Raw genomic sequence first — 12,330 nt, 5'->3', positions numbered from 1 at the left:
TCAGCGGGTGCCCCTTTCGTTCGTATACGGATTTTCGGATGTGGGGGAGCGATCCCGGCTGGTCCATGCCAGACCGCCGATGATCCCGGCCACCACCAGGGTGGCCACCGTCAGCCAGATGGCCGCGGTGGTGAACGAGCGCGCGCTGGGATCGGTGTAGCGTGCCTGGGCGTTGAGCGTCGACACCACGCCCGGGTTCAGTTTCCATTCCACGACCTCGGTGCTGACCTGATCGCCGTTGGTCGAGGTGACCTCGCCGGGGAATGCCACCGACAGCGAGACGTCGGCCTGCGGATCGCTCACCGACGTCAGGTCGACGCGGCCTTCCAGGATGACCAGGTCACCGGCGCGGCGCAGCGAGATGTCGACGCCCGCGGCATCGCGGTTCATATTGGCCAACTGCGGCAGTTCGGCGAAGGTGAGGTCGGAGAACACCGCCTGCGAGCCCACGTAGTCGTCGCGGTTGTAGCCGGAGACCGCGACCTTGGTGGCGAAGGGCAGGTTGTTGAGCAGTTGCGGACCCTTGTCGGACGGCCCACGGGGTTTGGTCGCGGCGACGATCTGGCCGGACACCCGGTCATCGGGGGACACGGTGATCGACGCCCGGACTCGCACGCATCCCACCACCATGGGCAGCATTAACAGCAGCAACACCCAGGCGACCAGGCGGGTGCGTTGTCGGCGGGCGAGCACGGTGGTCATCGGAGGTCATCGTGCCAGATGCGGGCCTACAGCGGCAGTGCGCGGCCCAGGATCGCGAAGGCCCGGGGGTCGCCGGCGAAGTGATAGCCGCGGATGACATCGGAGAACCCGAGCCGACGGTAGAGCCGCCAGGCCCGGTTGCCCTCGCCGTTGATCTCGGGCGTGGAGAGCAGGACGTGTTTCTCGGCGCGGTCGCTCAGCAGCCGGCGGGCCAGCCGCTCGCCGAGACCGCGGCCCTGCGCATGGGGTGCGATGTGCAGTTCGGTCAGCTCGAAGTAGCTGTTCATCAGGTCGTCGATGCGGGCCGGTTCGGCGCCGACGCGCTTGAGCCCGGCCACCACTTGCTGCTGCCACCACTGGTCGGGGGCACCGCAGTAGCCGTACGCGACCCCGAGCAGCGGCGCGCCGCGCAGATCGTCCGGCGTGTCGGGTTCCCGGGCCGGCGATTCGACGACTGCGACGGCCTTCCACCCGTGGCGCCGGGTGTGCTCTATCCACATCGAGGCGCGCTGCTCCTCGGTGCCCCGTGGATAGCGCATGGCGTCGACGTAGATGCCGAGCGCCTCGCCGAGTCGACGCTCCATGTCGGTCGACGACAGATCGATGATATGCGGCGCCAATGTCGTTGCCCTTCGGTCCGTCGCGCGGAAGTGTGCACACAAGTCGTCGGTCCCCATTATCTCCGCGGGCGGGCGGTGTCCTTCCAGGGGCGGCGAAGGTCATACGGCGAAGGTCATACAATGGTGGGCGAACTAGGTGGTACGGCTCAGATCGACCTCGTATCATGACGGTTAGGGGTCCGTGAACGCGGGCACGCACGATTTGAACGAACGGCCGCAGGCGGCGAGGAGGGACGAATGCCACTCTCCGATCATGAGCAGCGCATGCTCGATCAGATCGAGAGCGCGCTTTATGCCGAGGATCCCAAATTCGCGTCGAGTGTGCGCGGTGGGACGCTACGTGCGCCGTCGGCCCGCCGTCGGATACAGGGCGGCGCCCTGTTCGTCGTCGGGCTGGCGATGCTGGTCTCCGGTGTCGCGTTCAAGGCAACCATGGTCGGAAGCTTCCCGATCCTCTCGGTCGTCGGGTTCATCGTGATGTTCGGTGGCGTCGTCTTCGCGATCACCGGCCCAGCGGTGGCCGGTGGCCGGGACCGCTCGGCGCCGCCCGCCAGCGGTGGCCGGCGGCAGAAGCGGTCGAAGGGTTCCGGTGGTGGTTCGTTCACCAGCCGAATGGAAAACCGTTTCCGTCGGCGGTTCGACGAGTAGTCACTGACACGCGCAAGAGGGGCGGCCCCGTGTGGGGCCGCCCCTTTCTCGTGTGGTGAGCCGGGTGAGATTCCCCCACCTTGCCCCACCGCGCCGCTGCGGCCTCTGAACTGCGGCGTTGTGCCTATCGATGTTGCACTTGCAGCCCGGTTACCGGTAACCGACTGCGGCAGGAGCGATTGGAGTGGGGCGACGTAGCGATCTAGTCCCGGCCAATGGCGCAAAGTGGGGGGATGTGGGGTAAAGTGGCGTTCAGCGGAGCGACCGAGGCTCCCAGGGGCGCAGGAGGTGGCCAGGATGTTTCTGGGCACCTACACGCCGAAGCTCGACGACAAAGGGCGGCTCACACTGCCCGCCAAGTTCCGCGACGCACTGGCAGGAGGGTTGATGGTCACCAAGAGCCAGGACCACAGCCTGGCCGTCTATCCGCGTGCAGAATTCGAGAAACTGGCCCGCCGGGCTTCGCAGGCGTCGCGGAGCAATCCGGAAGCGCGTGCCTTCCTGCGGAACCTGGCCGCCGCGACCGACGAACAGCATCCCGACGCCCAGGGCCGGATCACGTTGTCCGCCGACCACCGCCGCTACGCGAACCTGTCGAAGGAATGCGTGGTGATCGGGTCGGTCGACTACCTCGAGATCTGGGACGCCGCGGCGTGGCAGGAGTACCAGCAGGCCCACGAAGAGAACTTCTCCGCGGCGACTGATGAAACTCTGCGCGACGTCATTTGAACCGGCCCTTGCAGCGTGGCCTCTGTCCGAACCGGCCCTGGCGTACTTCCCCGACGCCAGGTCCGCCTCGGACAGGGACCTCGCTGCAGGGGCGTGCAGCCCGGGGGTGGCGATGGAGCACATTCCGGTCCTCCTGGACCGTTGCGTCGAACTGCTCACCCCGGCACTGACCCGCCGGAATCCCGACGGCCGTGGCGCCGTCCTGGTCGACGCCACACTGGGCGCGGGCGGCCACGCCCACCGGTTCCTCAGCGATCTACCCGGACTGCACCTCATCGGATTGGACCGCGACCCGCAGGCGCTGCAGATCGCCGGCGAGCGGCTCGCACCGTTCGGTGACCGGGCGACCCTCGTGCGCACCCGCTACGACGGGATCGACGACGCCCTGGCGCAGGCGGGCGTGGACGAGGTCGGCGGAGTTCTATTCGACCTCGGAGTGTCGTCGATGCAACTCGACCGCACCGAGCGGGGATTCTCCTACAGGGCGGACGCCCCACTGGACATGCGCATGGATAGCGAAGCCCCGCTGACCGCAGCGGAGGTCGTCAACACGTTCGCGGAGAAGGACATCGCACGGATCCTCCGGGAATTCGGCGAGGAACGGTTCGCCGGCCGCATCGCCAAACACATCGTGCGACGCCGGCCACTGACGACCACGGGTGAACTGGTCGAGCTGCTCTACGACGCGATCCCCGCACCGGCCAGGCGGACCGGCGGGCATCCGGCCAAACGCACGTTCCAGGCCCTGCGGATCGCGGTCAACGGCGAGCTGGACTCCCTGCGCGCCGCGCTCCCCGCTGCCCTGGCCGCCATCGAGCCCGGCGGACGGATCGTCGTGATGGCCTACCAGTCGCTGGAGGACCGCATCGTCAAGACCGAGTTCGGCGCGGCCACCGCGTCGCGAACGCCACCCGGTCTGCCCGTCGAACTACCCGGCCATGAACCCGATTTCGTCGCCATCACTCGCGGGGCCGAACGAGCCACCCCCGAGGAGATCGAACGCAACCCGCGCAGTGCTCCGGTGCGGTTGCGCGCGTTGGAGAAGGTCGCCAGCAGGCCAGAGACGGCCAGGAGGGACGCGCCATGAAGGCAAAGCGATCTGCACCCGTGCGTGGTGGCGAGCGACGGCGGGGTCCCCGCCAGCCGGTCCGCACCGCGGCCCGCCGCGGCGTCGAGGCCACTCCGCGTCGTCCTAGGCCGACCCGCGACTCCCGGTCGGCTCCGCAGACCACCCCGATCCCGCGGCCGGCGGAGGTGCCCGCGCGTCCGAAAAACGCCAGTCAGGCCAAGGCCCGGGCGAAGGCGCGCAAGGCGAAGGCGCCCAAGGTGGTACGCCCGCCCCTGCGGGAACGGTTGCTGATCGGGCTCTCGTCGATCGAGCTGAACCCCAGGGCTCTGATCGGGCGGGTGCCCTTCGTGGTGCTGGTCATCGGCTCACTGGGCCTGGGTCTCGGTATCACGCTGTGGCTGTCGACGGGAGCGGCCGAACGGTCCTACCAGCTCGGCGCTGCCCGCCAGACCAATCAGGCACTGGCGCAGCAGAAAGAGGCCCTAGAGCGCGACGTTCTGGAGGCTCAAGCGGCGCCCGCCCTTGCCGAAGCCGCCCGTGGTCTCGGCATGATCCCGTCCCGCGACACCGCCCACCTGGTTCAGGACCCGGCGGGCAACTGGGTGGTCGTCGGAACGCCGAAACCGGCCGAGGGTGTGCCCCCGCCGCCGCTGAACACCCCGATCCCCGACCCGACGCCCGCACCCGCCCCACCCCGGTTGGCAGACCAGGTCACCGCTCCCCGGGTGGTCGATCCGCGCGAGGTCCCCGTCCGCGTCACCACTCGTCCGCAGACCGTCCTCCCGCAGGGTGAGGTACCGCATCTCGCACCCGGTGCTCAGCCGCCGGGACCGGGTCCTGTTGCCGCGCCGCTGGGTACGGCTCCCGCATTACCCGGCGACCCGGCTCAGCTCCCGCCCGCGCCGGTCGACCCGGCCCTGGCCCCGGTGCCGCCCCCGCTTCCGGCGCCCCCGCCGGAGCACCTCGCCGCGCCGCAGACGCCCGTGCAGGCTGGACCCCCGGCATGAGTTCCCGTCGGGGTCCGCGGGTTTCCGCGCCGCGCCGCACCCGTAAGGCGAAGGGGAGGTCCGCACCGGGCCGCCCGGCTCAGGATCATCCGGCTAAGGATCATTCCGCTAAGGCCCGCCGGACCCGTAAAGCGGTCGCCGGGGAAGCCGGCTTGCGCACCTCGTCGTTCGTGTTCCGGCACCGAGCCGGCAACGCGGTGATGATGGTGCTGCTGCTGGTCGCCGGCGCTCAGCTGTTCAACCTGCAGGTGCCGCGGGCCGAGGGCCTGCGCGCGGAGGCGGCGGGGCAGCTCAAGGTCACCGACGTCCAGAAGGCGGTGCGGGGCAGCATCGTCGACCGCAACGATGACAAGCTGGCCTTCACCATCGAGGCACGGGCATTGACGTTCCAGCCGGTCAAGGTCCGCAAGCAACTCGAGGAGGCACGCGCGAAATCGGAGGAGGCGCCGGATCCCAAGCGCCGCCTGGTCGAGATCGCCGACGAGGTCGCGTCGCGGCTGGACAACAAACCTGATGCGAAAACGGTTCTGCGCAAACTGAACGGCAACGAGACGTTCGTCTACCTGGCGCGTGCGGTCGACCCGGTCGTCTCCGATGCGATCACCGAGAAGTTCCCCGAGGTTGGCTCGGAACGTCAGGACATCCGGCAGTATCCGGGTGGCTCGCTGGCGGCGAACATCGTCGGCGGCATCGACTGGGACGGCCACGGCCTGCTGGGTCTGGAGGACTCCCTCGACGCGGTGCTGGCCGGCACCGACGGATCGGTCACCTACGACCGCGGTTCCGACGGTGTGGTGATCCCCGGCAGCTACCGCAACCGCCATGACGCGGTCAACGGTTCGACCGTCCAGCTGACCATCGACGACGATATCCAGTTCCACGTTCAGCAGCAGGTCCAGATGGCCAAGGACGCCTCCGGCGCGAAGAACGTCTCGGCCGTCGTGCTGGACGCCAAAACCGCCGAGGTGTTGGCGATGTCGAACGACAGCACCTTCGACCCCAGCCAGGACATCGGCCGTCAGGACAACCGGCAGATCGGCAACCTTGCGGTGTCCTCACCGTTCGAGCCGGGATCGGTCAACAAGATCGTCACCGCCGCCGCGGCGATCGAGCACGGGCTCACCAACCCCGACGAGGTGTTGCAGGTCCCCGGGTCGATCCACATGGGCGGCGTCACGGTCAGCGACGCATGGAACCACGGCACCATGCCGTACACCACCACCGGGGTGTTCGGGAAGTCCTCGAACGTCGGTACGCTGATGCTCGCCGATCGGGTCGGCCCAGAACGCTACGCCGAGATGCTCGAGAAGTTCGGCCTCGGCCAGCGCACCGGCGTGGGTCTGCCCGGTGAGAGTGCCGGTCTCGTGCCGCCGATCCATCAGTGGTCGGGCAGTTCGTTCGCGAATCTACCTATCGGGCAGGGACTTTCGATGACGCTGCTGCAGATGGCTGGCATGTACCAGGTGATCGCCAACGACGGTGTCCGCATCCCGCCGCGGATCCTCAAGGCGACCGTCGCCCCCGACGGCACCCGCACAGAAGAGGAGCGGCCCGAGGGCGTGCGGGTGGTGTCGCCGCATACCGCGCAGACCGTGCGCAACATGTTCCGCTCGGTCGTACAGCGGGATCCGATGGGGGAGCAGCAGGGCACCGGGCCCGCGGCCGCCGTCGAGGGCTACCAGATCGCCGGCAAGACCGGCACCGCGCAGCAGATCAACCCCGCGTGCGGCTGCTATTACAGCGACGTCTACTGGATCACCTTCGCGGGCATGGCCACCGTCGACGACCCGCGCTACGTGATCGGCATCATGATGGACGCCCCGCACCGTGCCGCCGACGGTTCGCCGGGGTCCTCGGCCGCGCCGTTGTTCCACAACATCGCCTCGTGGCTGCTGCAGCGGGAGAACGTACCGCTGTCGCCGCCGGGCGCGCCGCTGACCTTGCAGGCGACCTGACCGACGCGGCGGGCCGGCTGGGGCTCGGTACTGTGTCATGGCCATGAAGCTGCGCCCCAGCCATCCCGTCGGACACCCGCTCGGTGCCCTCGCCGAGCAGGTGCAGGCGGTTCCCGCCCCCGGATTCCCGCTGCCTGACATCCGGATCACCGGGGTGACGCTGCGCGGTCAGGACGCGCTGCCCGGTGACCTGTTCGCCGCGCTGCCGGGTTCCTCGGCACACGGGGCCCGGTTCGTCGCCGACGCGGTCGCCGGTGGTGCGGTGGCCGTGCTCACCGACGCCGCCGGAGCGGTCATGCTGGGTGCCGACCCGGTGGTTCCAGTACTGGTCCACCCGGACCCCCGCGCGGTGCTCGGTGCCGTCGCCTCGACCGTGTACGGTCATCCGTCGCGGCGCCTGCGCGTCGTCGGCGTGACCGGGACGTCCGGCAAGACCACCACCACCTACCTGATCGAGGCGGGGTTGCGGGCGGCCGGGCGGGTCGCCGGCCTGATCGGCACCGTCGGCATCCGGATCGACGGGCGCGACCAGCCCAGCGGGCTGACCACGCCCGAAGCGCCCGAGCTGCAGGCGCTGCTGGCCGTGATGGTCGAACAGGGTGCCGACACCGTCGTCATGGAGGTGTCCAGCCACGCGCTGAGCCTCGGGCGGGTCGACGGGGTGCGGTTCGCGGCAGGCGGGTTCACCAATCTCTCCCGCGATCACCTGGACTTCCATCCGACCATGGAGGAATACTTCGAGGCCAAAGCCCGACTGTTCGATCCGCAGTCGCGTGCGCACGCCGAGATCTCGGTGGTCTGCGTCGACGACGAAGCGGGTCGGGCGATGGCCACCCGGGCCCGCAGGGCGACGACTGTCAGCGCCACCGGTAAACCCGCGGGCTGGCGCGCGGAGAGCATCCGGGCGGTCGAGGCGGGCGCACAGGAGTTCGTCGCCGTGGACCCGGCGGGCGTGCACCACGGACTGCGGATCGGGCTGCCGGGGCATTACAACGTGGCGAACTGTCTGCTGGCGACCGCGCTGCTCGACGCCGTCGACGTGTCGCCCGAACAGGCGGCGCCGGGGCTGCGCACCGCGACCGTTCCCGGCCGCTTGGAGGCCGTCGACCGCGGCCAGGACTTCCTCGCGCTGGTGGACTACGCGCACAAACCCGGCGCGCTGAGCGCGGTGCTGGGGGCGCTGCGCGGCCAGACCGCGGGCCGCATCGCCGTGGTGTTCGGCGCGGGCGGCAACCGTGACGCCGGGAAACGGGAACCGATGGGCCGCGTCGCCGCCGAACTGGCCGACCTGGTGGTCGTCACCGACGACAACCCCCGCGATGAGGATCCCGCCGAGATCCGCTCGGCCATCATGGCCGGCGCCCGCGCTGTCGCCGGTGGCGCCGCCGTCGTCGAGATCGGTGACCGCCGCGAGGCGATCGCCCACGCCGTGCGGTGGGCGCGCTCCGGTGACGTGGTGCTGATCGCCGGGAAGGGCCACGAGACCGGTCAGACGGCGGCCGGGCGTACCCACCCGTTCGACGACCGGGTCGAACTGGCCGAGCTGCTGGAGAAGCGCGGGTGATCGAACTCTCGCTGGCCCAGGTGGCCGAGATCGTCGGCGGCCGGCTTGCCGACATCAGCTCCGAGGAGGCCGCCGCCACCCGGATCACCGGAACCGTCGAATTCGACTCGCGCGCCGTCACCGCCGGCGGGTTGTTCCTGGCGCTGCCGGGAGCCCGCTCCGACGGCCACGACTTCGCCGCCGCCGCGTTCGCGGCGGGTGCGGCCGCGGTACTGGCCGCGCGGCCGGTGGGGGTGCCCGCCGTGATCGCGCCGCCGGCCGAAGGGCCCGCGGGCGCCGGGGTGCTCGAGTTCGACACCGACGGCGCAGGCGCCGCTGTGCTGGCGGCGCTGGCCAGGTTGGCCGCAGCGGTCGCCGCCGATCTGGTCGACGGTGGGCTGCGGATCGTCGGGATCACCGGCTCGTCCGGGAAGACCTCGACGAAGGATCTGGTGGCCGCCGTGCTGGCCCCGCTCGGTGAGGTGGTGGCCCCACCCGGCTCGTTCAACAACGAACTCGGCCATCCGTGGACGGTGCTGCGCGCCGACCGCTCGACCGACTTCCTCGTCCTGGAGATGTCGGCGCGTCACCCGGGGAACATCGCCGCGCTGGCGGAGATCGCGCCGCCGTCGATCGCGGTGGTGCTGAACGTCGGCACTGCGCACCTCGGCGAGTTCGGCTCCCGGGAAGCCATTGCCGCCACGAAATCCGAACTCCCACAGGCTGTCCCACCATCCGGCGTGGCGATCCTGAACGCCGACGACAGTGCGGTCGCCGCGATGGCCGACACGACGGCGGCCCGGGTGGTGCGGGTGTCGCGGGAACCGGGCGCCGACGTCTGGGCGGATGCGGTCACCCTCGACCGCCTGGCCCGCCCGCGGTTCACCCTGCACGCGGGGGGCGGCGAGGTGGCGGTGAGCCTGGCCGTGCACGGCGACCACCAGGTGTCCAACGCGCTGTGCGCGGCCGCCGTCGCCCTGGAATGCGGGGCCACCCTCGACCAAGTCGCGGCGGCGCTCGCCGGTGCCGGCCCGGTCTCGCCGCACCGCATGCAGGTCACCACCCGCGACGATGGTGTCACCGTGGTCAACGACGCCTACAACGCCAACCCGGACTCCATGCGGGCGGGGCTCAAGGCGCTGGCCTGGATGGCTCGGTCCGGCGAGGCGCCGCGCCGGAGTTGGGCCGTGCTCGGCGAAATGGCCGAACTCGGGGACGACTCGATATCAGAGCACGACAGCATCGGCCGGCTGGCGGTGCGCTTAGATGTGTCTCGACTCGTCGTCGTCGGAACCGGGAGGTCAGCGAGCGCCATGCATCAGGGGGCGGTCATGGAGGGATCCTGGGGCGTGGAGGCCACCCGGGTCGATGACGCCGACGCTGCGCTGACGCTGTTGAACGACGAACTGCAGCGCGGTGACGTCGTGCTGGTGAAGGCGTCCAATTCGGCGGGCCTCGGTGCACTCGCCGACACCCTGGCCGCGGGACGTGACGGGATTGCCGCCCGATGAGGCAGATCCTCATCGCCGTCGGCCTCGCGCTGGCGGTGTCGATCCTGCTGACGCCGGTGCTGATCCGGTTGTTCACCCGGCAGGGCTTCGGCCACGAGATCCGTGCGGACGGCCCCCCGACCCACCACAAGAAGCGGGGCACCCCGTCGATGGGCGGGGTGGCCATCCTGGCCGGCATCTGGGTCAGCTACCTCGGCACCCACCTGGTCGGCATGGCGCTCGACGGGGAGGGTCCGTCGGCCTCGGGCCTGCTGGTCCTCGGTCTGGCCACCGCACTGGGCATCGTCGGGTTCATCGACGACCTGATCAAGATCCGCCGGGCCCGCAACCTGGGCCTGAACAAGACCGCCAAGACCGTCGGAATCCTCGTCGCCGCCCTGCTGTTCGGCGTGCTGGCATTGCAGTTCCGCAACGCCGACGGGCTCACCCCGGGCAGCCCGGAACTGTCCTACGTGCGCGAGATCGCCACCGTGACGCTCGCGCCGCTGATCTTCGTGCTGTTCTGCGTCGTCCTGGTCAGCGCCTGGTCCAATGCGGTGAACTTCACCGATGGGCTCGACGGTCTGGCCGCGGGCGCGATGGCGATGGTGTCGGCGGCCTACGTGCTGATCACGTTCTGGCAGTACCGCAACGCGTGTGCGACCAGTCCCGGCCTGGGCTGCTACAACGTGCGCGATCCGCTGGATCTGGCGCTGGTCGCCGCGGCCACCGCCGGTGCCTGCATCGGTTTCCTGTGGTGGAACGCCGCGCCGGCGAAGATCTTCATGGGCGACACCGGATCCCTGGCACTCGGCGGCATCATCGCCGGCCTGTCGGTGACCAGTCGCACCGAGATCCTCGCCGTCGTGCTCGGCGCGTTGTTCGTGGCCGAGGTGACCTCGGTGGTGGTGCAGATCCTGGCGTTCCGCACCACCGGCCGGCGGGTGTTCCGGATGGCGCCGTTCCACCACCACTTCGAACTCGTGGGCTGGGCAGAGACCACCGTGATCATCCGGTTCTGGCTGCTCACCGCGATCACCTGCGGGCTGGGGGTGTCGCTGTTCTACGGCGAGTGGCTCACCGCCGTCGGGTCCTGACATGGTGCGCGCCACCGTCGAACCGCTGATCCCGGGCGCCCGGATCCTCGTCACCGGCGCCGGGCTGACCGGACGGTCGGTCAGTGCGGTCCTCGAGCCGACCGGGGTGCGGTTGACGATCTGCGACGACGACCCCCTGGCACTGCAACGGCTGATCACCCCGGCCGCCGTCGTCACCACCGACGAGGCGGTGGCCGGCATCGCCGACTATGCCCTGGTCATCACCAGTCCGGGGTTCCCCCCGACGGCCCCGGTGCTGGCCGCGGCCGCAGCCGCCGGCGTGCCCATCTGGGGTGACGTGGAACTGGCGTGGCGGCTGGACCGGGCGGGTTGGTTCGGGCCTCCGCGCCGCTGGCTCGTGGTCACCGGCACCAACGGCAAGACCACGACGACGTCGATGCTCTATGGGATGCTGCAGGCCGCGGGCCGCCGCGCGGCGCTGTGCGGCAACATCGGCAATCCGGTCCTCGACGTGCTGTGCGAGGACAACGACACGCTGGCCGTCGAACTGTCGAGCTTCCAGCTGCACTGGGCGCCATCGCTGCGGCCCGACGCCGGTGTGGTGCTCAACGTGGCCGAGGACCATCTGGACTGGCACGGGTCGATGACGGCCTACGCCCGCGACAAGGCCAGGGCGCTCGACGGCCGGGTGGCCGTGGTGGGCCTCGACGACCCGGTGGCCGCCGATCTGCTCACGACCGCCGCCGCGCCGGTGCGGGTGGGGTTCCGCCTCGGCGCTCCGGTGGCCGGCGAACTCGGCGTACACGACGGGTGGCTCGTCGACCACGCATTCGCCGCCGACCTCCGGCTGGCGCGCGCGGACGACATCCGGGTCGCCGGACCCGTCGGGGTGCTCAACGCGCTGGCGGCGGCCGCACTCGCCCGCGCGGTCGACGTGCCCGCCGCGGCGGTGGGCGCGGCGCTGGCGACCTTCGAGGTGGGGCGCCACCGCGCCGAGGTGGTGGCGGTGGCCGACGGTGTCACCTACGTCGACGACTCCAAGGCCACCAATCCGCATGCCGCGCGCGCCTCGATCGCTGCGTACCCGCGGGTGGTGTGGATCGCTGGCGGACTGCTCAAGGGCGTGTCGGTGGACGCACTCGTCGCCGAGGTCGCCCACCGGCTGGCCGGCGCGGTGCTGATCGGCCGCGACCGCGCGGTGGTCGCCGAGGCGTTATCGCGACACGCGCCGGATGTCCCCGTCGTCGCGCTCGTGACAGGGGAGGATTTTGGGGTGAATGCGACAGATGAGTCAAATGTGAGCTTTGTGACTCGCGTGATCGACACGACGGGGCGGTCGCTACCCGATGCGGTGATGCGGGCGGCGGTCGACGCCGCGCGCCACCTCGCCCGTCCGGGAGACGCTGTGCTGCTGGCGCCCGCAGGCGCCTCATTTGACCAGTTCAGCGGCTATGCTCAGCGCGGCGACGCCTTCGCCGCCGCGGTGCGCGCCGATCTCGGGTAGACGCC

Annotated in this window: 11 protein-coding genes; 9 read left to right on the top strand and 2 right to left on the bottom strand. The window is 70.4% G+C overall.

Annotated features, from left to right (window positions below; genetic code table 11):
- Positions 1-702: an LppM family (lipo)protein gene (locus G6N07_RS11730; RefSeq protein WP_085191202.1), complete on the bottom strand. Its 702-nt coding sequence runs from the start codon at positions 700-702 to the stop codon at positions 1-3.
- A 26-nt stretch (positions 703-728) separates the two neighbouring features.
- Positions 729-1,322 (bottom strand): GNAT family N-acetyltransferase, encoded by a 594-nt coding sequence (locus G6N07_RS11725; protein WP_085191201.1) that lies wholly within the window; start codon positions 1,320-1,322, stop codon positions 729-731.
- Positions 1,323-1,559: 237 nt separating this feature from the next.
- Here G6N07_RS11725 and G6N07_RS11720 point away from each other — a divergent pair, with 237 nt between their 5' ends.
- From G6N07_RS11720 to murD, 9 genes are all read left to right on the top strand, one after another.
- Positions 1,560-1,970, top strand: a complete 411-nt coding sequence (locus G6N07_RS11720) for an SCO2097 family morphological protein (RefSeq protein ID WP_085191199.1) — start codon at positions 1,560-1,562, stop codon at positions 1,968-1,970.
- Between the two features lie 297 nt (positions 1,971-2,267).
- Positions 2,268-2,699, top strand: coding sequence for a division/cell wall cluster transcriptional repressor MraZ (mraZ, locus tag G6N07_RS11715; protein ID WP_085191197.1), 432 nt, complete (start codon positions 2,268-2,270; stop codon positions 2,697-2,699).
- A gap of 112 nt (positions 2,700-2,811) precedes the next feature.
- Positions 2,812-3,786, top strand: coding sequence for a 16S rRNA (cytosine(1402)-N(4))-methyltransferase RsmH (rsmH, locus tag G6N07_RS11710; RefSeq protein WP_085191422.1), 975 nt, complete (start codon positions 2,812-2,814; stop codon positions 3,784-3,786).
- Positions 3,783-4,775 carry a cell division protein FtsL gene (locus G6N07_RS11705; protein ID WP_163784181.1) on the top strand — a complete coding sequence of 331 codons (993 nt, stop codon included), beginning with the start codon at positions 3,783-3,785 and terminating at the stop codon, positions 4,773-4,775. Before rsmH ends, G6N07_RS11705 begins: the two co-directional genes overlap by 4 nt.
- A complete protein-coding gene (locus G6N07_RS11700) occupies positions 4,772-6,730 on the top strand; it encodes a peptidoglycan D,D-transpeptidase FtsI family protein (protein WP_085192572.1) in 1,959 nt (652 codons plus the stop codon). The genes G6N07_RS11705 and G6N07_RS11700 overlap by 4 nt, the downstream gene beginning before the upstream one ends.
- A 43-nt stretch (positions 6,731-6,773) precedes the next feature.
- Entirely contained in the window at positions 6,774-8,294 is a 1,521-nt protein-coding gene (locus G6N07_RS11695; RefSeq protein ID WP_165756779.1) for a UDP-N-acetylmuramoyl-L-alanyl-D-glutamate--2,6-diaminopimelate ligase, read from the top strand.
- Complete coding sequence (locus G6N07_RS11690) at positions 8,291-9,784, top strand: UDP-N-acetylmuramoyl-tripeptide--D-alanyl-D-alanine ligase (RefSeq protein WP_085192570.1); 1,494 nt, start codon at positions 8,291-8,293, stop codon at positions 9,782-9,784. Before G6N07_RS11695 ends, G6N07_RS11690 begins: the two co-directional genes overlap by 4 nt.
- A complete protein-coding gene (gene mraY, locus G6N07_RS11685; protein ID WP_085192569.1) occupies positions 9,781-10,860 on the top strand; it encodes a phospho-N-acetylmuramoyl-pentapeptide-transferase in 1,080 nt (359 codons plus the stop codon). Before G6N07_RS11690 ends, mraY begins: the two co-directional genes overlap by 4 nt.
- 1 nt (position 10,861) lies before the next feature.
- Positions 10,862-12,325: a UDP-N-acetylmuramoyl-L-alanine--D-glutamate ligase gene (gene murD / locus G6N07_RS11680; protein WP_085192568.1), complete on the top strand. Its 1,464-nt coding sequence runs from the start codon at positions 10,862-10,864 to the stop codon at positions 12,323-12,325.
- Positions 12,326-12,330: the final 5 nt, after the last annotated feature.

The sequence above is a fragment of the Mycolicibacterium doricum genome (assembly GCF_010728155.1).
In the GTDB taxonomy this organism is placed as follows: Bacteria; Actinomycetota; Actinomycetes; order Mycobacteriales; family Mycobacteriaceae; genus Mycobacterium; species Mycobacterium doricum.
The sequence above is the reverse complement of the archived record's forward strand: the minus strand, read 5'-3'. Positions and strand labels throughout refer to the sequence as shown.